Raw genomic sequence first — 23,071 nt, 5'->3', positions numbered from 1 at the left:
TGCCGCCGAGAGCAGGCTTGATGCTTTTGCCGGGCTTGACTTCATTGAGTTGACGCCGGAACAGTTCATTGAAAAGTACCCGAACAATGTCATGGTGTTAGATACGCTACGGTATGCCCTGTACTGTGTTCACAAGGCATACAACAGAGAATCGCTGATAACGTACTGTGTGAACTTCTCCGGGGATGTTGACTCCACCCTTTCGGTTGCAATGATGCTGTTTGAGCTTATGAAGGGCTAGGGCTTGTCGCCCTTCGCTTCCGGCTCATATTCCTCGCTCATCTGCTCCCTGGCTTCCTTGAATATCTGATCGATCTCTGACTGCGGGGCTGGAGAGAGAGAGCTTCGCTTGGTCCTCATCTTCTCGTCCAGCGCCGGAGCCACCGAGGGCGAACCGGGCTTCCCTGGCCCGATCACGGATGTCACTAAACCGCCCCTCCCCATCAGCCTCTGAAAGTGCTGGTCGTCCCTGCCCATGTTCTTGGCTGGCATTGTGTTCCCCTCCTTTCCGTTCTCACTGTTTAATAAGGTTGCCCGTGCCGCTGTCATTGAAGGTGGTCCCATTGCAAACGTAAGTACCACTGAAGGACGTGGCCATCTTTGTCTGGCCGGTCGTGGTATCCGTTGTCACTGTTCCTGTTCCTGAAAGCGTTCCTGTGCATCCCGTGGGGCTGATCGAGAATAACATGGTGTCGCCACTGACTGTTGCCGATACAGAGCCGGTGCCGTAGATGTTGGAATAGGTGCCGGTGACGGCAGCACCTGACTGTACCGCGTTAAACGTGGCAATACTTGATCCGAAGGCGCTCTCCGTTGAGCTGCCCTTCCAGGTGCCGGTTACATCAACGCTGGGCGGGACTGCCGGGGTTGAACTGCCGCCACTGCCACCGCCGCAAGCTGCCAACATCAACGAGACCAGAACCACCAAAAAGAATTTTTCCATGTTGCACCTCCATAAACCGTGAATTTGGCTTAAATCGCAAAAGTGCGCTTGCCATGCCTACACGATAGCATGTGGAAAAATGCCGTGTGGAACATCCCCGCTCATTAGAAAATTAATTGATTGATCCCCTAACTCAGGGAGCAAGACGGACCTGCTGGCGGGATACCCTAAGCCTCTTCGGCATTCTCCAGGTGGACGGGGGATGGCGCTTGATGCCCTAGCAGGTGGGTAATTATTAGTTGCCGGGCGTATTCAGAAACGGGTTGATACTTTTTGTCTGCGAGGTCGATAAGCCCCTGCTTCATTGCTGAAGGCAGGCAGACCTTCAGGGCAATGACTTTGTTGCTGTCGGAGGACAGGGGGATTCTGGGGGAGGGTAAACCGACTTCTGTGGGTATGGTCTTGGCACACGGTGACGGCTGGTCCGGGTCGGTAAACTTGAGTTTGCTTCTTTCGATGTAACCAAGCAGGTCATACCTGCCGTACAGGTGAGTGAAAAACAACTGCCTGATGAAGTCTGAAATGGGTATGTCCAACAGCACGGTGATTTCATACAGTACCCTCATAATGTTTTCCGGCAGCCAGACCTTGAGCGCGGCATCACATAGTTGCAACTCATCATAATCGCGGTCGGTCATGGAGATGATAAACTCCCTGCTGTCGTACTGGCTTTGGCGGTAGGAGTTCATTCTGTTTTTGGTCCGTGAGAGAAATCGCATGAGGCCCCCTTGATGGCATGCCGGGTGACAGTGGGTGATGTTAAGGCCCTGATACTACCGCAATTTACCGTGAAATACAAATCGGGCACCACGTCCCTAGTGACAGGCAGGAACACCAGGAAATGCCACCAAACCGTCAACGTCAGGGGCCTCCATGGATTTTTTGGCATCTCTAGGGGCTTCAGTAACTGGATCAAGGGCCTGATTTCAGGGCAAGACTTGTGGAAAACCGAAACTACCTGCTCACCGAAAAAGGGGAGCAGCTCCCCGGCGGGATGAAGCACCTCAAGGAATACTATCTCACCACTGATTCGGCCAAGCACATTGCCAAGATGTCCAGGCCCGACAAGGGCTTTGAAGTCCGGGACTACTTCATCGAGTGTGAACGCCGGGCAGTTCCGGTAATGGCGGCAGGGACGGCTTCAGGTGCCAGTAGCGGCCCTCGTCGTCTTGGCGGGTTTCGGCATCGGGAAAGAGAGAGCATCCATTATACCGGATGGGACCCTTTACCATAAAAAGGGTGGGGGTCGTTTCCGGCATCCCCCTACACCCCATGGGGGGTATCATCTTGGGTGTTTTATTCGCGCATCAAAGATGTTTAACATATTGATATTGATGGCTTATTTGACAATAACACGTCTTTATGGAATGGTAAGGCCATTGCTAAAATACAATCTCAGGAGGTTACCCCATGAACTACAGCACTATGACGCGGATGGAGCTTGTTGCAGCAAGGACACAGGCTTGGAGGACAGGCAACGAGGTTGAAGCGGATAGGATCGAAGAGGCTTTTGCAAGACTGGACAGGCGGGGCCGGGTGATGTACCAGCGTTCACTTCAACCGAGATTCAGAAATTTATTTGTGCTGTGACTGTCCACAACACGTTATCATCAGAGCCGGGGGTGTCGAATGATGCCCCCGGTTTTTTTATTGCCGAAATCCAGCCATGCCCTACCTATGTCCTACCTAATTCAATATAAATTATATTTTTATGATTATTTTTAATTTGTTACAAAATATGGTCAATTACAAGGCATACAAGGACCGAAGCTGATCATTCCAGGTTTGCAATCAAGCTGACATTACTATCGACCACTCCCGGCCCTTCCTTATCAAGGAGGGGCCGGGGACGGTCAGGTATCGGCTTGGCGCCTGCGCCGTTCAATGAGCGTCTTCAGGGGGGTGAGCAGGGTATCCTCGAAACGGATGCCGTTTCTCCCCCTTCCCAGCTCCTGTCCCTCTTCGATGCCGTGAAAATCCGAGCCGCCGGTCATCAGCAGCCCCCGGTCCCCGGCAATCCGTTGCAGCACCGCCATCTCCTCCGGCTGCGCCATATTGTTGAACACCTCGATGCCGTCCAGCCCCAGCTCCGCCAATTCCGTGATGATGCTGCGCAACTCGGGACTCAGGATGCTGACGCTGGTCGGGTGGGCCAGGACCGCTGCCCCACCCAGCCGCCTGATGGTGGCAATGGCGTCGTCCATGGGCCAGTAGCGCTTGGGAACGTTGCAGGGGACCAGATAACGGCGGAAAGCCTCCTCGACCGAATCAGCATAGCCCCGCCCGATCATGGCCCGGGCGATGTGGGGCCTGCCGATGGCACCCCGCGCATGTATCGCCACCTCCTCAAACCCGATGACCGCCCGCCCCTCCCCCGCCAGACGTTCGTTCACCGCCGCCAGTATGTCGTGGCTCCGCAACTCCCGCCGTTCGCGCAGACGGCTCAATTGCTCCAGAAACCCATGGTCGCCCCAATCCATGCCGTATCCCAGCAGGTGCACATCCTTGTAGGTCTTGAACTGCACCGAAAGCTCGATGGCGGGAATCACCTCCAGGCCCCGTTCCGCCCCGGCGGCGATCCCCTCCGGCACGCCGGCCACCGAGTCGTGGTCGGCAATGGCGATGGCGCGCAATCCCTCCGTTGCCGCCCGCTCCACCAACTGGGAGGGGGTAAAGGCGCCGTCCGAGAAACAGGAATGGACGTGCAGATCTATGTAGGCGGTTTGTTCCGTTGTCATACCGGTATAGTAGCCCGGTCCCGCAGAAAAGTAAAAGCGCTATTGCATGGCCTGCCGCCTTCGGGTACTATTTTGCCATGAAACCGGACGATATACACCGCGCCATAGGCATTCTGCGCGAAGAGGCCCGCGCCTGGCGCACCCCTTCGGTCACCGTGGTTGCCGAAGCCAGCCGCAGCCCCTTCAAGGTGCTGGTCTCCTGCATCATCTCCCTGCGCACCAAGGACGAGGTGACGACCCGGGCCTCCGCCCGGCTCTTCGACCGCGCTCCGACCCCCGAGGCGATGGAGGGGCTTCCGGTAGAGGAGATCGCCCGCCTGATCTACCCGGCCGGGTTCTACCGCACCAAGGCCGAGCAGATCCTGGAGATCTCCCGCCGCCTGGTGGCGGAGTACGGCGGCAGGGTGCCGGACGATCTGGACGCGCTGCTCGCCTTTCGGGGCGTGGGGCGCAAGACCGCCAATCTGGTGCTCACCCTGGGGTTCGGCAAGCCGGGCATCTGTGTCGACACCCATGTCCACCGCATCTGCAACCGCTGGGGATACGTGGCGACCAAGAACCCCGACGCCACCGAAATGGCGCTGCGCGCCCTGCTCCCGCCGGAATACTGGATCGAAATCAACGACTTGCTGGTGGCCTTCGGCCAGAACCTCTGCCACCCCGTATCGCCGCGCTGCTCCATCTGCCGCCTGAGCGATCTCTGCTCGCGCGTCGGCGTTGCCCAATCCCGCTGACGCCGATTACGCCGTTTGCGCGTCACATTGCTTTAAAATACCGTTTGAATAATGATTTGTTGGTTGCCAGCGCTATGATTATTAGGTAAAATCCCCCATCATCTCTATAATAACGCTATCTCTGGAGGCGCAAGAATGTTGAGAAAAATCGGATTCATCGGGCTTGGCACCGTTGGCCGGCACATGGCCGCCAACCTGTCCAAGGGGAGTTATGAGCTGACGGTTTTCGATTTGAACCCCGCCGCCGTGAGCGGGCTGGTGGAACTGGGCGCCCTGGCCGCAACGTCGGCCGCCGAAGCCGCCCGGGACCGCGACCTGGTTATCGCCATCGTCCCGGAGGGCGAGGAGTTGGGGCATCTCTTCTTCGGTGAGGACGGCATCCTGGCCGGCATCGGGGGGGGCACGATCCTGGCTGACATGGGTTCCCACTCCCTGGACACCACCATGAAGATGGCCGACGAGTGCGCCAAGAAACGGGTCCTGTACCTGGACGCCCCGGTGTGGGGGAGCAAGGAGCATGCGGCCAACGGGCTTCTGACCATCGTGACCGGCGGCGACCCCTCCCTGGTGGGGAGATGCCGCGAACCCTTTTCCTGCTTCGGCCTCAACATCATCCATGTGGGCGAGGTGGGCGACGCCACCAAGATGAAGTTCATCGTCAACATGGTGCAGGCCGAACTGGTGCAGGTCTTGGCGGAAGGCTTGGTGTTGGGCGACAAGATGGGCTTCACCGCCGATAAGATCCTGGAGGTGCTGGATACCCGCGGCGTGGCCTCCCCCCTGTTCCACCTCAAGGGGCGGGCCATGGCCCGGGGCGATTTTACGCGCAGCCTGGCGCTCAAATACGTCCACGAACAGCTCCACATGGTCCTGAATGCGGCCCGCCTCATGGGCCTGAACCTGCCCACGGCGGAAGCGGCCAGCAAGGTCTACGAAAAAGCGGTGGACGCCGGCTGGGGTGAGGAAGACTTCTCGGCGGTCATCAAGGCGTTGCGCTAGCAATCCCCTGTCCCGGCTTGACCCATGGTCTCGCGAAGAGGCGTCCGGCTGGCCGGACGCCTCTTCGCGTATCGACAAGGAGAAAAACCATGAGCACCCAATTCCGTCCTCGCCCGGTCTACGTGGCCGCCTCCTGGATGGCCCCGGTGGGGCGTTACAACGGCAAGGACAAGGAGAACCTCTCCTTCCTGGAGATGGCCGAACGCTGCGAAGCGGTGTTCGGCGGCAGCCCGGTGCGGCGGCGCGACATCGAGGCGGTGGTGGTGGGGAGCCAGAACCCTTCCGCGTTTTCCGGCGTGGACAACACGGCGGCAAAGATCGCCGGGATTCTGGGCATCTCCGGGGCCCGCTCCGTGCTGGTGGACACGGCCTCGTCCTCCGGGGCCTCGGCCTTCGAGAGCGCCTACCTGGAGGTGGCGTCGGGGCGCTTCGACCACGTGCTGGCCATCGGCATCCAGAAGATGAGCGACGCCTCCACCACGGAATCGACCCGGATCATCGCCGGGGTGATCGACCGGGAGGAATCGGAATTCGGCCTGACCATGCCCGCCTGCGGCGCCCTGGTGGCCCGGGCCCTCAAGGAGCGGCTGGACTTGACCGACGAGGAGTGGACCGCCTACGCGGCCCTCTTGACCCAGCGGAGCCAACGCTTTGCCGCCCAGAACCCGGATGCCCACCTGCGGGCCACCATCGAGGTGGAGGAGTACTACCGCCAGATCGCCAGCGGCAAGAACTACCGCTACTGGTATCCCCTGCGCTACCACGACTACTGCCCCATGTCCGACGGCATGGCGGCGGTCATCCTCACCGCCAAACCCCAGGACGTGCTGGTAAGCGGCGTGGGGAGCGCCACCGACATCCCCACCATCGCCGACCGCAACTACTTCCACTCCTTCCCGGCCACGGTCATCGCCGCCGGGTACGCCTACGGCATGGCCGGGATCAAGGACATCCGCACCCTGGAGGGGAAACTGCACGTGAACATGCACGACCCCTTCAACGGCTTCGGCCCCATCAACCTGGTGGACCTGGGGATCGTCAGCCGCAACCGCCTCATGGACGCCCTGCTGGACGACGACCTCACCGGCCCCACCGGGGCCTTCCCCACCAACCTGACCGGCGGCCTGAAGGGACGCGGCCACCCCTTGGGGGCCACCGGCATGATCCAGATCGTGGAGAACCACCGCCTGATCCAAGAGCAGGGGTTCAGCGCCGGTCTGTCCCACTCCATCGGCGGCCCGATCAACAACAACGTGGTGACGCTTCTGGAGCGGAGCGACCAGTACCATGCCCGCCGCCACGAGCCGTACAAGCCGTGGGGCCTCCCCTCCCTGGGGAAACTCAAACCCAAGAATGCGACCCTGGATACCCTCCTGGCGGCAACGCCGTTGGTGGAAGGCTCCTTCGTCACCTCCACCGCCCGTTTCGACTACAGGACCGGCCGGCCGGAGGTGGTGATCCTGATCGTCGCCTGCAAACTGGAGGGGGTCAAGTACCGTTTCCTCTTCGGCATCGACGGGGAGCATTACGAGCAGGTGGCCGGCATCGAGCGGGGCGCCCCGATCTCCGTGGAGCGGCAGGACGACCGGGTCCTGGTGAACCGCATGCCGGTGCGCAAGTTCTACACCCGCACCATCAACGGGTTGGTGGAGTTGGCCGGGAGCGGGTGGAAGAGGCTGATTGGGAAGGGGTAGATGAGATGGCACTGTTGATGCTTCATGTGGTGTACTTGTGATATGAATTCACCTATCACGGATTTGGTACAAATGACAAAAAATACCACTCCCATAAACCAAGCGAGCCCACCTTGAATCTTCTTTTTGTATGCAGCCAGAACAAACTCCGCAGCCCCACCGCCGAAACCGTCTTCTCGGCCTACCCAGGCGTCGAGGCGCTTTCGGCAGGCACGAACAATGACGCCGTAACCCCCATATCCGCTGATGTGATCGAATGGGCCGATGTGGTTTTCTGCATGGAAAGAATCCACCGGGACAAACTAGCGCGCAGGTTCAAAGCCGCATTCAAAACGACGAGGCTGGTTGTCCTGGATATCCCGGATAACTACGCGTATATGGACCCGGAACTCATCAGGATACTGGAGGCCAAGGTGCCCCGGTATGTCAGGATGTGAGGGTGAGGCCACATGACCGCCCGCCCCCCCTGCCCTCCCCTCACAAACTCACCACTTTGACATTTCCCAAACTATCCTACCATTGAAGGCAAATGGTGAACGCATCTTGCGCGAGGCCCGGTATTCTGTAAGTTTTCCGTTGATTTGTTTTTGAGAATGCCGTAGAAGAGAGCGTATCGGCTGTCGAGCAGACCGGGCGTGCCGGTAATGGCCTCTGTAGGTGCATTCCCCGCATCAACGGACAGATAAAGGAGAGCACCTTGAAAGAGACCGATCACAAGGCTGTGGTAGTGTCGGATGAGAGGTGGAGACACTTTGTGCTGGCCCCCCTGGTCGGCGTCTATCTCTTTTCCATGCTCTTGACTCTTTCCCACCTCGGTGAACCGTTTCCCTTTATGGGGAAACTGTACTCGGGGGATGCCAGCGAATCCTTAACCTTTGCCGACAGTATCATCTCTTTATACCTCATTGCCGGAATCCTGAAACGGCAACGGCTCACCCTCTGGCTGCTCATCGCCTACAATTTTATCAACAGCTTTAATGGGATCGCCAACCTCTTTCTGCTTCCCGTCCAGCAGATCGTCACAACTTCGGGGGCCATCGTCCCCGACCACCACTACCGCCTCAATGCTTTCAGCGTGTTCGTTCTGTTCCTGATGCTGAACGTGTTCCTGTATCTCAACCGGCGCTACTTCGACAACAAATCCATTTACCTGTGGTAGCCGACCCGCCTCCACACTCTGCGTCATTCCCGGCGATTCATCATCGCCGCGATCCGGCCGCGCACGAGCCGCCAGCGCCGCGACAGCCATTATTCCACTTCTCAAAAACCGGCCATCGAGCGCCGTCCCCGAGAGTATTCGCCCGCTCCGAAAGCGCACAAATCAGAAGGGCCATGCCGGTTGCCATGGCCCTTCTGATATTTCACATATATGGACGGTTCCCGGTTCTGCAATCCCGTTTCGAGGGATGCAGCCGGAAGGAGATGCTTATGCGGTAACCTTACTGGCAGCGAGGCTTTCCTCAGCTTGCGCCTTGTCCTTGATCCAAGCCTCGCCGACAGGAAGCTTAATGCCGGATTCGCCATACACGGCAACCGCCATAAGGTACAGCGCGGAAAAGGCGCAGATAAGCAGGTCGTAAGCGGCGAAGGTCCCGGCAAGGGCGCTGCCGGCAAGTTCTTTCAGGTCAAGACCGATAAAGCCAAGGAGCAGGGTGAGGAAGATGAAGGCCAGCGTCGCGTTGTGCTTCATTGAGGCGATGAAGAGGATTAAGGTGAAGACGGTCCAGGCTACCAGGAAGAAGCCGAGATCGTTTGCGGAGAAGGCGAGGGTCGGATAGGCTTTGACCAGGTCCGGGTTCTTTCCGAATATCAGCATCAGACACAGGGAAATCCAGAAAGCGCCATAACCGGTAAAGGCGCAAAAACCGAAGTTGTTGCCGGTTTTAAATTCCATCAGGCCGGCGATGAGCTGAGCGGAGCCGCCGAAGCAGAGTCCGAGCCAGAGGACAGGGGCGATACCGCACCATCCCAGGTTATGGCATTGCAGCACCATTGTTGTCATTCCAAAGCCAGCGAGGCCAACAACCGCAGGATTTCCCAGTTTTACGTCGCTCATTTCTTCCTCCTCATTTCTTTGTTATATTTATTTTGCTCTTTGCCACTTACCAGCAATAAACATACCAACGTTATATAATACCGTAATCACAAAAATAATACGTGTTTTCGAAGTGTTACTCCTTGTTATGTCAATCCCCCCTCTCCTGTTTGTTTTGCAGTATTGCAAAATAATTTTCCCGTTTTACTCAATGGGACGATACAAACGACCATAATCCTGCAAGTTCGGGCTGTATGTGTCGCTATGGCGGACGTTTCGCAAAAATGCAAATTGGGTTTTGCAAATGTGACAATAATGCCTGCTCAAGGGTTGCGGGCTTCAACTCGGCCAGGAACCATGGCGCCTACGCTTTTTGGGCAACGGTCTTCTTGACCGGGCCGTTCCTGCGGATGGCGGCGGCAAACTCCATCCAGAATACCAAGTAGATGGAGATCATCAGCGACAGCCCCACATTCTGGTTCTCGGCACCAAGGGCCTTGGCCAGGATCGGCGAGGCAAAACCGGCTCCCAGGGTTCCGGTCGCCCGCTCCAGCAGGTAAAAAAGCGGCAGGGTCAGCAGGGTGCCCACCGCCATGATGGCGATGCCGGTGGGGCGCTTGACCCAGTACTTGGGAGAGAAGCCGTACATGCGCATGAAAATCACCACCCAGATGATCCAGACCGAGTAATCCACCGCGGCATCGGGCAGGGCCAGCTTGTTCTTCACCAGGGCGACCTCCAGGACCGTCACGATCCCCAGCATGGTGAACATCCAGTTGAACTTCTCGTTGGCCTGGGTCTGCCAGTTGCGGCTGTCCGGGGCCTGCACCTCGTTGGAGGAGTGGCCGTGGGTGCCCAGAGCCGAGAAGAGGATGGCGAACCAGATACCGGCGTTGTGGAACAGCAGCGAAGCGTGGTTGCCGGCCACGTTGGCGATGCGGGACATGGGGTCGCGGGCGAAGTCGGCGGCGATGCGCATCAGGAACAGGTTGGCGATCACCGAGCAGCCGATGATCACCGCGATGGTGAAGATTCTGCGTGGCAGGAGGTAGGGATCGACCCGGTCCGGGAAGCCGATGATAAAGGCGAACCAGATCAGGTACATGATGAGCGGGATGCCGAAACAGATGCCGTAGACCGACGTGCCGGCAAAGTCGCCGCTCTGGGCGTAGATGATGTATTTTTCCTTGGTGGCGGGGTCGGTGTTGGCCGCCTTGACCACATCCTTGGGCACCTTCTTGACGTGGGGCAGAAGTCCCATGGCGTACCAGCCGTGGTCGCCCTGGGTGGAATCGATGACCCAATACTGGTCCCCCATCATTTCGTCCAAACCGGAAAAGAGCTGCATATTGAAGGCGGCGCAGACCACGCAGACCACCAAGAGCAGGATTGCGTGAGAGATTTTCATCGGCATGGCGGCATTCCTCCGGAGTTATTCTTTGTGGGTTGTCCAGAACATCGACACCGCATTGGCCGCAAACAGACCGTAGAGCCACATGGTGTTCCAGGCCGGACCGGACCAGTGGCTGCCGTGCCCGCCGCCCACGACCCCGGAGGCGATCACGAAGCCGATCATCGTGGTGAAGGACACCATGGCGACCGCCCGCAGGATGGCGCTGTTACGCCAGGTGTGGCGCTCAAGCTCTTCGATCCTCGACAACAGTTCAAGCTCTCTTTCGCTCATCTCTCTTCTCCTTTGCAAGGATAATGACTATGAACAGCATGGCGACCGTCAGGGACAGTGCAAGATGAAATCCGTTCAGATGAAGCGTCAGGTGGTACAACATGGCGGTTCTCCTTTTATCGAATGGTTATGGCGGGGTGACTCAGCACTTGATCAGGTGAACCAATTCATGCGGAAATCTGTCGGCCAGTTCCAGGTACTTGGCGCAGTCGGTGTGGCGGCCGCTGCAGTACCGGATGATCATGTTCACGTCGTGGGGCGAGATGTAGCCGCACCCCACATCGCAGTAATCATCGTTTTTCCCGTAAAATGGACAGATGTTCGTTTTTCCCATTGGCGTCCTCATGTACCGCGTTCGCTAGTGTATACGCACAGGATGTGCCAATATCATACATGCAGGTGTTATCCAGCAATTACGGCAAGTTGCAAGCACCTTGCCCATTACCTGGCTGCGGATGCCGGCTACGCTTTGCAGCAATGCAAAAACAGAGGTCGGCATCGAGGGCTCCCGGCCCCGGGGCGGCGCCAATGGCGACCGAGATGATCCTTTTTGATCTAGCGTTGTTTCAATAGGTTAGTTGTGGTATGCATGGCCACAGACCTGTTTGCAAAAGTGCAAAACAGCGTGTGACGATCTTTTGCATAAATGCAAATATTCGGAGGGACTGTGGAAACGGACAGGATCAAGTGGAACCAGCGCTTCGGGATGGAGGATGCGTATCAGGGGGGGCACCCCTCCCCATTCCTGGAGCGGGAGATAGAGCGCATCCTACGCCTGGTCCCCGGCAGGCGGGCTCTGGACCTGGCCTGCGGCGAGGGGCGCAACAGCATCTTTCTGGCCCGTCACGGTTTCCGGGTGACCGGACTGGACATCTCGGATGTGGGCATCGCCAGGGGCGAGCGCCAGGCTCGGGCAGAGGGGCTGGAGATCGATTTCCGCCGACAGGACCTGGAAGGGTGGCACATCGGGGAAGAGTATGACCTGATCGTCAACTGCAACTTCCTGCTGCGCCCCCTGATCCCCGAGGAGGTCGACGCCCTGGCGCCGGGGGGACTCCTGCTGTTCGACACCATCCTGGAATCGCCCCAGCTCCTGGCAACCCACAACCCGGACTTTTTCCTGCGCCATGGTGAGCTTGAGAGGATATTTGGGGCCTTCGAGGGTGAGGTGCTGTTCAGCGTGGAGCTCAGGGAGGGGGATATGCCCACGGCCCGGGTGCTGTTCAGGAAGGCGGGTTGAGCAGCCCCTAAGGGCATGACATAACAAAAGGCGAAGCCCCTGATGCGGGCTTCGCCTTTTGTTTGTCGTTCAAACTACCGGACAGCCGGTTTATTCGCCCGACGGCTCCTCTGTCGACGGAGCCGAACCATCCGGCGTGCCGTCGAGGTTGAGGCCGAGCGCTTCCTTGCGGGAGAGCTTGATCTTGCCGTTCTTGTCGATGCCGATGCACTTGACCAGGACCTTGTCGCCCTCGTTCAGCACTTCGGTAACCGTCTTGACCCGCTTGGTGTCCAGTTCGGAGATGTGCACCAGGCCGTCGGTGCCCGGCATGATCTCCACAAAGGCGCCGAAGTCCATGATCTTCCGGACGGTGCCCATGTAGAGCTTGCCCTCTTCCGCCTCGTCGGTCAGGCCGCGGATCATCTGGATGGCCAGGTCGCAGGCTTCCTTGTTGGTGCTGGCGATGTTGATGCGGCCGGTATCCTCGATATCCACGGTGACGCCGGTAGTCTCGGTGATGTTGCGGATATTCTTGCCGCCGGTGCCGATGACGTCGCGGATGCGGTCGGTCTTGATCCAGATGGTGGTGATGCGCGGGGCAAAGGGAGACATCTCGCCGCGTGCGGCCGACAGGGTCTCGGCCATCTTGCCCAGAATGTGCAACCGGCCTTCGCGGGCCTGTTTCAGCGCCTGCTGCATGATTTCCTTGGTGACGCCGCCGATCTTGATGTCCATCTGCAGGGCGGTAACCCCCTCGGTCGTACCGGCCACCTTGAAGTCCATGTCGCCCAGGTGGTCCTCGTCGCCCAGGATGTCGGACAGGATGGCGACCTTGTCCCCCTCCTTGATCAGGCCCATGGCGATACCCGCCACCGGAGCCGTAACCGGCACGCCGGCGTCCATCAGCGACATGCTGCCGCCGCAGACCGAGGCCATGGAGGAGGAGCCGTTGCTCTCCAGGATCTCGGAGACGATGCGGATGGTGTAGGGGAAGTCTTCGTGTTTGGGGATGACGGCAGACAGCGCGCGCTCGGCCAGCATGCCGTGGCCGATCTCGCGACGGCCCGGAGCCAGGCGGAAGCTGGTTTCGCCCACGGAGAACGGCGGGAAGTTGTAGTGGAGCAGGAAGCGCTTGCGGGACTCGCCGTACAGGGAGTCGATGCGCTGTTCGTCGATGGAGGTGCCCAGGGTGGTGGAAACCAGGGCCTGGGTCTCGCCGCGGGTGAACAGGGCGGAACCGTGGGTACGGGGCAACAATCCGGCCTCGGTGGTGATGGGGCGGATCGTGACCGTGTCGCGGCCGTCGATGCGGATGCCGGTATCCAGGATGTCGGTCCGGACGCGCTCGTACTCGAAATCGCCCAGGAATGCCTTGATCTGCTTGGTCTTGCCTTCGAACTCTTCCTTGAGGGCCTCGACGGTTTCGGCGGTGATCAGGTCGATCTGGTTGTGGCGTTCCTGCTTGGATTTGATCTTGACCGCTTCGGAGATGCGATCATAGGCCAGTTCGCGCACCCGGGCCAGCAGCGCTTCGTCCACGACCGGGGGCGCAATCACGCGCTTGGCGACGCCGGCTTTCTTCTGCAGCTCTTCCTGGGCCTCGATCAACGGCAGCATCGCCTCTTTGGCAAAGAAGATGGCCTCCAGCATGTCGGCCTCGGATACGAACTTGGCCTCGCCTTCCACCATGATGACCGCGTCGCGGCTGGCTGCGACCACGATCTCCAGGTCGCTCTGCTCAAGCTCTTCGGAGGTGGGGTTGCAGATCAGTTTGCCGTTCACCCGGCCGACCTTGGCGCCGGCGATGGGGCCCTGGAACGGGACGTCGGACACCATCAGGGCGGCCGAGGCGCCCAGCATGGACAGGATGCCGGGATCGTTGTCCTTGTCGGCCGATACCACGGTGGCCATGATCTGGGTGTCGTTCAGGAAGTTCTCGGGAAAGAGCGGGCGGATCGGACGGTCGATCAACCGGCAGGTAAGGGTTTCAGCGTCCGACGGACGTGCTTCGCGCTTGAAAAAACCGCCCGGGATCTTGCCGCCGGCATAGGCTTTTTCGATATAGTTGACGGTAAGGGGGAAAAAATCCTGCCCTTCCTTGGCTTCCTTTGTCGCCACGGCGGTCACCAGCACCATGGTGTCGCCACAACTTACCACCACGGCGCCGCTGGCCTGTTTGGCCATCTTGCCGGTGGCAATGGTTACGGTCCTGCCGCCGAACTCAACCTGTACTTTTTGTTCCATAGTTTCATTCTCCTGTTTGGTTGCGTTGGGGCCGTCGCTACAGCATCCCTGAACGACAGGTCATCATCCGCTGCGGAAGGCACGGGAACACGGCTGGATCGATTCAAGGCCGTTCTCACCGTCTCCGCGTACCATCGGCGGATGTTCTTTGATCTTCAGGGCAACTCTACCCACGTCCCCAACAAAAAATAAAAGGGCTGTGAAGCCCTCTTGCGAAACGAGCATACCAAAAATGGAGCAGGCAATATACCCGCAAAAGAGCGGGCATACTGCCTTCCATTACCTGCGTATGCCGAGTCGTTCGATAACCTTCTTGTACCTGTCCAGCTCCTTGCCTTTGAGGTAGTCCAGAAGGCGCCTCCTCTGGCCGACGAGCTTCAGAAGCCCGCGACGGCTGTGGTGGTCCTTTTTGTGGATCTTGAAATGCTCGGTCAGATAGGTGATCCGCTCGGTGAGAATGGCGATCTGCACCTCCGGAGAACCTGTGTCGCTTTCATGGGTTTTGAACGAGTTGATGATTTCCTGTTTTTTTTCGGATGCCAACACTGTCAACACCTCCCTTCATTGCGGTTTGTTGTTTGTATGCAGCAGCATAGCAACTTTATCATGGATTTTTTTAAATAGCACATACATGCAAATTTGTAAAGCGGTAACTCAGCAGAAGACCCGCTTCAGCGCAATGCGAACCCCGTCTCCATCCAAAGAGGAGAGTTCCGCGACCGCGACGAGTTCCTGCCCCCGGGAGAGGCGCACCGTCAGGGGCGCGGCACACGCCGGCCAAACGGCAATCCCGGTTTCGTCCAGTTCGGGCGCCCTGCCGTGCCTGACCTTGACTACGCCCGCATCGGTCAAGGGGATATCCGGCAGGTGGCCGAGGACGGCATGGGGGGGGCGGCATACCGCTTCGGCCCTGCCCGCCTGCGCCGCCTCCTGCAATTCGTCCAGGGTGATGCTGGAAGCGATGGTAAACGGCCCGCTGGCCGTCCTGCGCAATTCCTGGAGCGCGGCGCCGCAGCCGAGGGCGGCCCCCATGTCGTCCGCCAGGGAACGCACGTAGGTGCCGCGGGAGCAGACCACCCGCAGGGCCACCAGCGGCAGGGCCACGGAGACGATCTCCAGGGAATGGATCTGCACCCGACGCGCCTGGCGCTCCACCTCCTGCCCCTTGCGCGCCAGCTTGTACAACGGTTGCCCGTCCTGTTTGATGGCCGAGAACATGGGGGGCATCTGGCTGATCTCGCCGGTAAAGTCCGCCACCACGGCCTCCAGGCGGTCGCGGCTCACCTGCGTCCCGTCGGCCTCGTGCAGCACCCGGCCGGTCATGTCCAGGGTATCGGTCTTCACCCCGAGACGCAGGAGCGCCTCATAGACCTTCCGCCCCTCGTCCAAAAACGGTATGGCCTTGGTCCCCTCGTTGACCGCTACCGGCAGGACGCCGGTGGCAAAGGGGTCCAGGGTGCCGGTATGCCCCACCCTCCTGGTGCCGAGAATCCTGCGCACGCGGTTGACCACATCATGGGAGGTGAGGCCGACCGGCTTGTCGATAACCACAAAACCATTCATAGGGGGCTGGGGACACCGGTGCACGGCCACGAAAACGCGAGGGGGACCGGAACGCGAAGGGCACCGTGCCGGGCCGCGGCCGAACGTGCAGGATGCCCCCCGTGGTGCGGGCGGCTTTGGGGGAACCGGGGACGATCTAACAAAGGGCGGATTCCACGATGGCGTAGACCTTGGCCTTTACCTCGTCCAAGGTGCCGTCCACGGTGCAGCCGGCGGCGTTGTGGTGCCCGCCTCCGCCCATGCTGGCGGCAAAGCCGGCCACATTGACCTTGCCCTTGGAACGGAAACCGACCTTGTACCGCCGCTCGGCCAACTGGCGAAAGAAGATCGCCACCTCCACACCGCGTATGGAACGGGGATAATTGATGAAACCGTCCGTCAACTCGGCGTCGGTAGCGGTGACGGCATACATGTCCAGGGTCACGGAAACCGACGCTGCCCGGCCATTGCTGATCACCTCAAGGGTGGGCAGGCACCGGGACAACAGTTCCAGACGTTTGCGGGGCTGATTCTCATAGAGTTGTTCCGCCACATCCCAGGCGTTGATGCCGTAGCCGATCATCTCGCCGGCAATGGCAAAGGCTTCGGTGTTGGCGTTGGAATAACGGAAGGAACCGGTGTCGGTAATGATGGAGACGTACAGGCAGAGTGCCGTATCCCGGTCCATGGGGCCGCCTAAGGCGCTGATGACCCGGTGAACCAGCACACCGGTCGCCGCGGCCTGGGGATCGATCAGGTTGTGGTGGCCGAAGTTGTCGCACCCCAGATGATGGTCCAGATTGACCAGCGTGCCGATGCGCTTGAAGGAGCAGAACTCTTCCCCCGCCCTGCTGAACTCGCCGATATCCTGAACAAAGGCCACATCGAAATCCCGGTCCGGTATGTGCTGAACGACCGTATCGACACCCGGCAGGAAGGCATACAGATCGGGCACCTGGTCACGCAGATGGACGCAGACCTCTTTGCCGCTCTTCCGCAGGAACGAGGCCAGGGCCAGGGTAGAGCCGACCGCATCGCCGTCCGGGCTTTCGTGGCTGGTGATCAGAAACGAGGAATTGGCGCGGATGACCGATGCGATATCCTGAATGGTTTCATTCATGCGGGGTATCAATCTCCTTGAGGAGAGAGTCTATCCGGGAGCCGTACTCCCCGGAATGATCGTACTTGAAGATGAGATCCGGTGTGTAGCGCATGGTCAGGCTCTTGCCCAGTTCGCGGCGCAGGAACCCCTTGGCGCTGTTCAGGCCGGCTTCGCTGTCCTTCTTGGCCTGGTCGTCGCCGATGACCGTGAAGAAGACCCGCGCCAGCCGCAGGTCTTCGGTGACCTCAACGGCAATGATGGTGACGAACCCGATACGCGGGTCGTTGAGCCCCCGGGAGAGGATCGAAGAAATCAGCTCATGGATGGTCTCGGCGACCTTGTCGGAACGTTTGTGTGCCATAAAAGTGCAACCCTTTTATACGAGAAAAAAACGGTTCACCACAAAGGCACAAAGGACACAAAGAATGCTTACGGCAAGATATATGACAATTTTATCTTTGACCGGATTCACCAGAGGGGTGAATACCTTTATACCGCCGCCCCTATGAATCCTTTGCGCTCTTTGTGCCTTTGTGGCGAATACCTGTCGTCGTCTTTTGGTCTATAATTTCGCGGCGATCTTTTCCATCTCGAACGCTTCGATGAGGTCGCCGACCTTGATGTCGTGGTAATTCTCCAGGCCGATGCCGCATTCGTAGCCGCTGGCCACCTCCTTGACATCGTCCTTGAAACGGCGCAGGGACGACATCTTGCCCTCGTAGACCACCACGTTGTCGCGCAGCAGGCGGACCTGGGCGTTGCGCAGCATCTTGCCGTCCTGAACATGACAACCGGTGACGATACCGATCTTGGGCACCGAGAACAGTTCGCGCACCTCGGCGCGCCCAAGGTATTTTTCCTTGAAGGTCGGCTCCAGGAGGCCTTCCATGGCCTTTTTCACGTCCTCCACCGCATCGTAGATGATGTTGTAGACGCGGATATCGACCCCTTCCTTCTCGGCCAGGCCCTGGGCCTTGACCTCGGGACGGACGTTGAAACCGATGATGATGGCGTTGGATGCCGCAGCCAGGTTGACGTCCGTCTCGGTGATGGCGCCGACCGCGGAGTGGAGGACGTTGAGCCGCACCGCATCGGTGGACAGCTTGCGCAGCGATTCGCCCACCGCTTCCACCGACCCTTGAACGTCGCCCTTGACGATGACGTCAAGGTCCTTGACCTCGCCGCTCTGGATCTTGCGGTACAGGTCTTCCAGCGTCAGCTTGGTGTGCTTGGCCAGTTCCATCTCGCGCAGCTTGATCTGGCGCAGGGTGGCGATCTCCTTGGCCTGCTTTTCGTCCTGCATGGCCACAAAGATGTCACCGGCATCGGGCACACCGGAGAGACCGACCACTTCCACCGGCTTGGAGGGACCGGCCGCCAGAACCTTCTCGCCGTGGTCGTCCTGCATGGCGCGCACACGGCCGGAATGGACGCCGACGACGCAGTAGTCGCCCGCCTTGAGGGTGCCTTCCTGCACCAGCACCGTGGCGACCGGACCGCGCCCCTTGTCCAACTTGGCTTCCACGATGGTCCCTTTGGCCAGCTTGTCGGGGTTGGCCTTGAGCTCCATCACGTCGGCCTGCAACAGGACCATTTCCAGCAGTTCTTCCAGGTTGAGGCGTTTCTTGGCCGACACCTCCACCATGGTGGCGTCGCCGCCCCACTCGGATGCGACCAGGCCGAACTCCATCAGTTCCTGCTTGACCCGCTCCGGCTTGGCGTCCGGCTTGTCGATCTTGTTGATGGCCACGATGATCGGGACCTCGGCCGCCTTGGAGTGGTTGATCGCCTCGCGGGTCTGGGGCATGACCCCGTCGTCGGCGGCGACAACCAGGATGACGATGTCGGTCACCTTGGCGCCGCGGGCACGCATGGCGGTAAACGCTTCATGGCCCGGCGTATCGAGGAAGGTGATCTTGCGCCCCTTCAGCTCCACGTCGTAGGCGCCGATATGCTGGGTGATGCCGCCCGCCTCGCCGGCAATGACATTGGCCTTGCGGATAGCGTCCAGAAGGGAGGTTTTGCCGTGGTCGACGTGGCCCATGATGGTCACGACCGGCGGCCGTTTCACCAGGGTTTCGGGCGCATCGGGGGTCGATTCCAGAATCTCGTCCAGGTCAACCGCCACGTTTTCGACTTCATAACCGTACTCGGAGGCCAGGATGACCGCGGTGTCGTAATCCAGGGGATGGTTGATGGTGACCATCATCCCCATCTTCATCAGGGATTTGATCAGGTCGTTGGCCTTGATCCCCATACGCTTGGCCAATTCGCCGACGCTGATGCTCTCGGAGATGCGGATGATGCGCTTGATGGCCTTGGGAACGGTAATCTCGGTCTTGCGGGTCTCGACCGACCGCTCCCTGCCGCCCTTCTTCTTGCCCCCCCGGTAGACCGGATCAAAGGTGCGTTCGCGTTTTTCCAGGATTTCGTGTTTTTTCGGCTGGTCCTTCTTGCCCTTGCCGGCAGCAGCGCCGCCCTTCTTGCCTTTGCCGGCATCGGCGCCGCCGTGGCCCGGGCCGTCCTTTTTCCCGCCGGGGCGACGGCTGTCGCCGGCCGAGGGGGCTGCCGGCGCAAGCTGCACCTGCTTCATGCGGGAACGGTCCTGTTCGCCAGCGGGCGCGGCGCCGCTCCGGGGTGCCGCCGGTTCATGCCGAGGCGGTGCGGTGCGCGGCGTGGGGGGCGCATCCTTCGTCACCACGCGGGTCGGGCGGCTGGTAACGCCCGGAATCTCCATCCGGCCCAGGATGCGGGCCTGATTGGGGCCGACCTTGGGCACTTCGGGCTGCGCCTTGGGTTTTTCCGGGACAACCGGCTCGGCAGCGGCGGCCGGGGCCGGTGCCGGCGGCACCTCGCGGGGAGCAGCGGCTTCAGGCTCGGCGGGCTTGACCACCGGGGCCTTGGGGGCCGGGGCCGGTTCGGCTTTCTTCTCCGGCTCCACAACGACGGCGGCTGCAGGAGCAGGAGCAACGACAGGGGCCGCAGCTACGGGCGCAGCAGGGGCTGCGGCAACCGGAGCCGGCGCTTCCTCCTCGGCCGGAGCCGCCGGAGCAGCCGGAACAGCTTTGGCGCGACGCCTGATGATGTTGGTCGTGACCCGCACTTCTTCGGTGCTGGCACTGCTTTCCTTGGGCTGAGGCGTCAGCAACTTCTTGACGGCATCCTCTTCGACCAGGGAGGCCGCCGACTTGGCCTCAACCCCGATCTCTTTGAGCCTGGCAAGGGTCTCACGGGCATCAACACCCAATTTTTCTGCCAGATTGCTCACGCGTATCTTGCTCATACTTACTGCACCTCCCCCAGGAAGTTTCTATATCGTTCAATAGTTTTCAAAAGTTGCGCCACAAAACCACTCGATTTGATACCAATCGCACTGCGCGGCGCCTTGCCGAGCAGTGCGCCGAAATCGTCCTTTGTCAGTACCCGCCGGCAGGGCACGTTGTTGCCGGCCGCCTGGCCTTCGATCTTCTCGCCGATGGCCTCGGAAACATCCTGCGCCACCAGGACCAGTCCCGGCTTGTTGCTGCTTTTCAACGCATCGCCGACCATGGAACCGCCGGCAACGATCTTGCCGGCCTTGTTGGCCAGGGCGATGTACCCCATGACCCGTTCGAGCAAAAGCCTCGCCACCTGCGCGGTCATCTCGTCGGGAGCGGGCACGGCCACCTCGCGCTTGAAGGCGCGGCCGAACTGGCGCTGCCTGACCGCCGCAGCCAGACAGGCGGCATCGATACAGGTATAAGCGCCCCTGCCGGGCAGCTTGGCATCCAGATCCGGCACCACCTCCCCCTGCGGGGAGAGCACGAAACGGATCAGGCGGTCCCGATCCCTGGTTTCGCGGCACGCAAGACAACTGCGTTGCGGCTTTTCTCCACCTTCGTGGCGGGGCATAGCGCTGCGCTACTCCGCCTGCTTCTCTTCGGCATCCGGCGCAGCTGCGGCATCGGCGGCCTCGATGGTTTCAGCAGTTTCACCAGCCTCGGCACCCTCTTCGGCCGCCGGCTCCTCTTCCGTCTGGGTGCCGTCAAAAGAAGCGAACTGGGCCAGTTCGGCCTCAGCAGCCTTGGATTCGCTCTTGATGTCGATGCGGCACCCGGTCAGACGGGCCGCAAGGCTGACGTTCTGGCCGCGCTTGCCGATGGCGAGGGAGAGCTGATCGTCGGCCACGACGATCTCCAGCACCCGGTTGTCCTCATCCACGAACACCTTGGAAACCTGGGCCGGGGAGAGGGCGTTGCAGGCAAAGCGGGCAATATCCTCGGACCAGGGGATGATGTCGATCTTTTCGCCCCGCAGTTCCGACACCACGTTCTGGACGCGGGCGCCCCGCATGCCGACGCAGGCGCCGACCGGGTCCACATCCGAATCGTTGGAAGAGACGGCGATCTTGGCGCGGCTGCCCGGATCGCGCACCACGGCGTTGATCTCCACGATGCCTTCGGCGATCTCGGGCACCTCAAGCTCGAACAGCTTGGCCAGCATGCTGGGATGGGTGCGGGAAAGGATGATCTGCGGCCCCTTGGTGGTCATGCGGATTTCGGTGATGATGGCGCGAATGCGATCTCCCGGCCGGTAAACCTCCCGCGGCATCTGCTCCTTGGTCGGAAGAGCCGCCTCGGCGCGTCCCAGGTCTACCAACAGTTCGCCCTTCTCGAAACGCCGCACCATGCCGGTGATGATCTCCCACTGGCGGTCGCTGTATTCGTTGAAGATGGTCTCCCGTTCCGCCTCGCGTACTTTCTGGATGATGACCTGCTTGGCGGTCTGGGCGGCAATGCGGGTAAACCCGGTGGCATCAAGCCGTTCCCCCAGGGAGTCGCCGATCTCCACTTCGGGATCGATCTCGCGGGCCTCGTCGAGGTCGATCTCCTTGTAGGAGTCCTGCACCTCTTCCACAACGGTTACAAACTCAAACAGTTCCACCTCACCCGAGTCAGGATTATAATGGGCCTCAAGATCCCGCGTATTGCGGTACTTCTTGTTGGCAGCGGTCAACACCGCCTGCTCCATGGCCTCCATGACCACCTGCCGGTCGATACCCTTTTCCTTGACGATCTGTTCGATGGCATGTTTGAGATTGATGTTCGTATCCACGATTGCTTCTCCTTACCGGTGTCTATGAAAAAATGAGCTTAAAATTCGAATTCCAGATTGGCCTTGGCGACCTTTTCCAGCGGGATCGAGGCGGACTGTCCCTCGGTGAGCCTTATGACGACGTTGCCGTCCGCCAGCCCTTCCAACCGTCCCGCAAAGGTTTTGCGCCTGTTGCCGGCGTCGTCGGGTAACGACTCGAAGGTGCGCACCTTCACCAACCGGCCGGCAAAGCGTTCATAATCGGCCGGCTTCTTGAGGGGCCGATCCAGACCGGGGGAAGAGACCTCTAGGGAATAGTGGCCGGGGACGACATCTTCCACATCCAGGACCGCCGACAATTCGCGGCTGACGTCGGCGCAGTCGTCCAGGTTAACGCCGCCCTCTTTGTCGATAAAGAGCCGCAGCACGCTATCGCGCCCGGCCTTGGCGAACTCCACATCGACCAGTTCCATGCCGAGGGATTCCAGAATCGGCAGGGCAATCTCGGTCACCAGTCCGCAAACATCGCCTTTGATTGTACTCATATAAAATCTCGCAAAAAAAAAGTGAGCCTTGCGAGCTCACTTTCTAGTGAACAACTTTTTTGTTTTTGTACCACAGCAAGCCATGGAGAAGCAAGTCTTTTTTTGGTAATTTACCGGGCCGGAGCGCTATTTTGTCGGGCCCTTGTGACACCCGTGACACTCAGTTGGGCCCCGCCCCCGCTCCCGATGGCATCCTTTGCAAAAATAGTGGGCAATACGGGAATCGAAGCGGGCCAGGGTATCCTTGCCCATGGGGCCGTCCTTGCGATGGCAGGGGGCGCACGATTCCCCCTTGAGTTCATCCACATGCATATCGTGATCGAACACCACATCGCCCCGGGAAGCGGGATAGACGACCTTTTTGCCGATACGGGCCTGGGCTTGAGACTTGGGGCGCGCCTCATCGGCATGGACGCTTACCGCCCAGAGCGGGCAGACGACGAGCGCAAACGAAAGCAACCGGCATTTTACCATACAAACGACCTCAGCCCATTCATTGTGTTTTTATGCAACAGG

26 protein-coding genes are annotated in these 23,071 nt (G+C 59.9%); 8 read left to right on the top strand and 18 right to left on the bottom strand.

What is annotated here, in order from left to right; translation table 11 throughout:
• Positions 1–241, top strand: a 241-nt coding sequence (locus F6V30_RS17105; RefSeq protein ID WP_191965657.1) for an ADP-ribosylglycohydrolase family protein, incomplete at its 5' end; no start/stop codon positions are given.
• On the opposite strand, the gene F6V30_RS10705 is transcribed toward F6V30_RS17105, so the two are convergent.
• The 3 genes from F6V30_RS10705 to F6V30_RS10695 all read right to left on the bottom strand — a co-directional run bounded on the left by F6V30_RS10705 (position 238) and on the right by F6V30_RS10695 (position 1,581).
• Positions 238–426 carry a hypothetical protein gene (locus tag F6V30_RS10705; protein WP_151156949.1) on the bottom strand — a complete coding sequence of 63 codons (189 nt, stop codon included), beginning with the start codon at positions 424–426 and terminating at the stop codon, positions 238–240. The genes F6V30_RS17105 and F6V30_RS10705 overlap by 4 nt on opposite strands.
• Before the next feature lie 88 nt (positions 427–514).
• Complete coding sequence (locus F6V30_RS10700) at positions 515–943, bottom strand: hypothetical protein (RefSeq protein ID WP_151156948.1); 429 nt, start codon at positions 941–943, stop codon at positions 515–517.
• A 167-nt stretch (positions 944–1,110) separates the two neighbouring features.
• Entirely contained in the window at positions 1,111–1,581 is a 471-nt protein-coding gene (locus tag F6V30_RS10695) for a hypothetical protein (RefSeq protein ID WP_151156947.1), read from the bottom strand.
• A 302-nt stretch (positions 1,582–1,883) separates the two neighbouring features.
• Here F6V30_RS10695 and F6V30_RS10690 point away from each other — a divergent pair, with 302 nt between their 5' ends.
• Positions 1,884–2,177, top strand: coding sequence for a hypothetical protein (locus tag F6V30_RS10690; RefSeq protein WP_191965656.1), 294 nt, complete (start codon positions 1,884–1,886; stop codon positions 2,175–2,177).
• 619 nt (positions 2,178–2,796) lie between these two features.
• Here the strand turns inward: F6V30_RS10690 and F6V30_RS10680 are convergent.
• A complete protein-coding gene (locus F6V30_RS10680; RefSeq protein WP_151156944.1) occupies positions 2,797–3,681 on the bottom strand; it encodes a PHP domain-containing protein in 885 nt (294 codons plus the stop codon).
• Between the two features lie 77 nt (positions 3,682–3,758).
• On the opposite strand from F6V30_RS10680, the gene F6V30_RS10675 reads away from it, so the two are divergent.
• From F6V30_RS10675 to F6V30_RS10655, 5 genes are all read left to right on the top strand, one after another.
• On the top strand, positions 3,759–4,415 hold the full coding sequence (locus F6V30_RS10675; protein ID WP_151156943.1) for an endonuclease III domain-containing protein: 657 nt from the start codon (positions 3,759–3,761) through the stop codon (positions 4,413–4,415).
• A gap of 135 nt (positions 4,416–4,550) precedes the next feature.
• Positions 4,551–5,414, top strand: a complete 864-nt coding sequence (locus F6V30_RS10670; protein ID WP_151156942.1) for an NAD(P)-dependent oxidoreductase — start codon at positions 4,551–4,553, stop codon at positions 5,412–5,414.
• Between the two features lie 89 nt (positions 5,415–5,503).
• Complete coding sequence (locus F6V30_RS10665) at positions 5,504–7,108, top strand: thiolase family protein (RefSeq protein WP_151156941.1); 1,605 nt, start codon at positions 5,504–5,506, stop codon at positions 7,106–7,108.
• A gap of 113 nt (positions 7,109–7,221) precedes the next feature.
• On the top strand, positions 7,222–7,545 hold the full coding sequence (locus tag F6V30_RS10660; RefSeq protein ID WP_151156940.1) for a low molecular weight protein tyrosine phosphatase family protein: 324 nt from the start codon (positions 7,222–7,224) through the stop codon (positions 7,543–7,545).
• 260 nt (positions 7,546–7,805) lie between these two features.
• On the top strand, positions 7,806–8,267 hold the full coding sequence (locus F6V30_RS10655) for a hypothetical protein (protein WP_151128238.1): 462 nt from the start codon (positions 7,806–7,808) through the stop codon (positions 8,265–8,267).
• Between the two features lie 267 nt (positions 8,268–8,534).
• On the opposite strand, the gene F6V30_RS10650 is transcribed toward F6V30_RS10655, so the two are convergent.
• The 4 genes from F6V30_RS10650 to F6V30_RS10635 form a co-directional block, all read right to left on the bottom strand.
• Positions 8,535–9,164 carry an acetate uptake transporter gene (locus F6V30_RS10650; RefSeq protein ID WP_151156939.1) on the bottom strand — a complete coding sequence of 210 codons (630 nt, stop codon included), beginning with the start codon at positions 9,162–9,164 and terminating at the stop codon, positions 8,535–8,537.
• A 343-nt stretch (positions 9,165–9,507) separates the two neighbouring features.
• Complete coding sequence (locus tag F6V30_RS10645; protein WP_151156938.1) at positions 9,508–10,557, bottom strand: hypothetical protein; 1,050 nt, start codon at positions 10,555–10,557, stop codon at positions 9,508–9,510.
• Between the two features lie 18 nt (positions 10,558–10,575).
• On the bottom strand, positions 10,576–10,827 hold the full coding sequence (locus F6V30_RS10640) for a hypothetical protein (protein WP_149209830.1): 252 nt from the start codon (positions 10,825–10,827) through the stop codon (positions 10,576–10,578).
• Positions 10,828–10,969: 142 nt separating this feature from the next.
• Positions 10,970–11,161 (bottom strand): hypothetical protein, encoded by a 192-nt coding sequence (locus tag F6V30_RS10635; RefSeq protein WP_151156937.1) that lies wholly within the window; start codon positions 11,159–11,161, stop codon positions 10,970–10,972.
• A gap of 333 nt (positions 11,162–11,494) precedes the next feature.
• Here F6V30_RS10635 and F6V30_RS10630 point away from each other — a divergent pair, with 333 nt between their 5' ends.
• Positions 11,495–12,067: a class I SAM-dependent methyltransferase gene (locus F6V30_RS10630; RefSeq protein WP_151156936.1), complete on the top strand. Its 573-nt coding sequence runs from the start codon at positions 11,495–11,497 to the stop codon at positions 12,065–12,067.
• A gap of 90 nt (positions 12,068–12,157) precedes the next feature.
• Here the strand turns inward: F6V30_RS10630 and pnp are convergent, their stop codons facing one another.
• The 10 genes from pnp to F6V30_RS10580 all read right to left on the bottom strand — a co-directional run bounded on the left by pnp (position 12,158) and on the right by F6V30_RS10580 (position 23,029).
• Positions 12,158–14,293, bottom strand: coding sequence for a polyribonucleotide nucleotidyltransferase (gene pnp, locus F6V30_RS10625; protein WP_151156935.1), 2,136 nt, complete (start codon positions 14,291–14,293; stop codon positions 12,158–12,160).
• 279 nt (positions 14,294–14,572) lie between these two features.
• Positions 14,573–14,839 carry a 30S ribosomal protein S15 gene (gene rpsO, locus F6V30_RS10620; RefSeq protein ID WP_149306131.1) on the bottom strand — a complete coding sequence of 89 codons (267 nt, stop codon included), beginning with the start codon at positions 14,837–14,839 and terminating at the stop codon, positions 14,573–14,575.
• A gap of 108 nt (positions 14,840–14,947) precedes the next feature.
• Positions 14,948–15,856, bottom strand: coding sequence for a tRNA pseudouridine(55) synthase TruB (truB, locus tag F6V30_RS10615; protein ID WP_151156934.1), 909 nt, complete (start codon positions 15,854–15,856; stop codon positions 14,948–14,950).
• 136 nt (positions 15,857–15,992) lie between these two features.
• Positions 15,993–16,955 carry a DHH family phosphoesterase gene (locus F6V30_RS10610; RefSeq protein WP_151156933.1) on the bottom strand — a complete coding sequence of 321 codons (963 nt, stop codon included), beginning with the start codon at positions 16,953–16,955 and terminating at the stop codon, positions 15,993–15,995.
• Positions 16,948–17,298 carry a ribosome-binding factor A gene (locus F6V30_RS10605; protein WP_151156932.1) on the bottom strand — a complete coding sequence of 117 codons (351 nt, stop codon included), beginning with the start codon at positions 17,296–17,298 and terminating at the stop codon, positions 16,948–16,950. Before F6V30_RS10605 ends, F6V30_RS10610 begins: the two co-directional genes overlap by 8 nt.
• Before the next feature lie 201 nt (positions 17,299–17,499).
• Positions 17,500–20,220, bottom strand: a complete 2,721-nt coding sequence (gene infB, locus F6V30_RS10600; protein WP_151156931.1) for a translation initiation factor IF-2 — start codon at positions 20,218–20,220, stop codon at positions 17,500–17,502.
• A 2-nt stretch (positions 20,221–20,222) separates the two neighbouring features.
• A complete protein-coding gene (locus F6V30_RS10595) occupies positions 20,223–20,828 on the bottom strand; it encodes a DUF448 domain-containing protein (protein ID WP_151156930.1) in 606 nt (201 codons plus the stop codon).
• A gap of 9 nt (positions 20,829–20,837) precedes the next feature.
• Positions 20,838–22,031: a transcription termination factor NusA gene (gene nusA, locus F6V30_RS10590; RefSeq protein WP_151156929.1), complete on the bottom strand. Its 1,194-nt coding sequence runs from the start codon at positions 22,029–22,031 to the stop codon at positions 20,838–20,840.
• A 38-nt stretch (positions 22,032–22,069) separates the two neighbouring features.
• Positions 22,070–22,555, bottom strand: coding sequence for a ribosome maturation factor RimP (rimP, locus tag F6V30_RS10585; protein WP_151156928.1), 486 nt, complete (start codon positions 22,553–22,555; stop codon positions 22,070–22,072).
• A gap of 126 nt (positions 22,556–22,681) precedes the next feature.
• On the bottom strand, positions 22,682–23,029 hold the full coding sequence (locus F6V30_RS10580) for a cytochrome c3 family protein (RefSeq protein WP_151156927.1): 348 nt from the start codon (positions 23,027–23,029) through the stop codon (positions 22,682–22,684).
• Positions 23,030–23,071: the final 42 nt, after the last annotated feature.

This window comes from Oryzomonas sagensis (assembly GCF_008802355.1).
In the GTDB taxonomy this organism is placed as follows: domain Bacteria; phylum Desulfobacterota; class Desulfuromonadia; order Geobacterales; family Pseudopelobacteraceae; genus Oryzomonas; species Oryzomonas sagensis.
The sequence above is the reverse complement of the archived record's forward strand: the minus strand, read 5'-3'. Positions and strand labels throughout refer to the sequence as shown.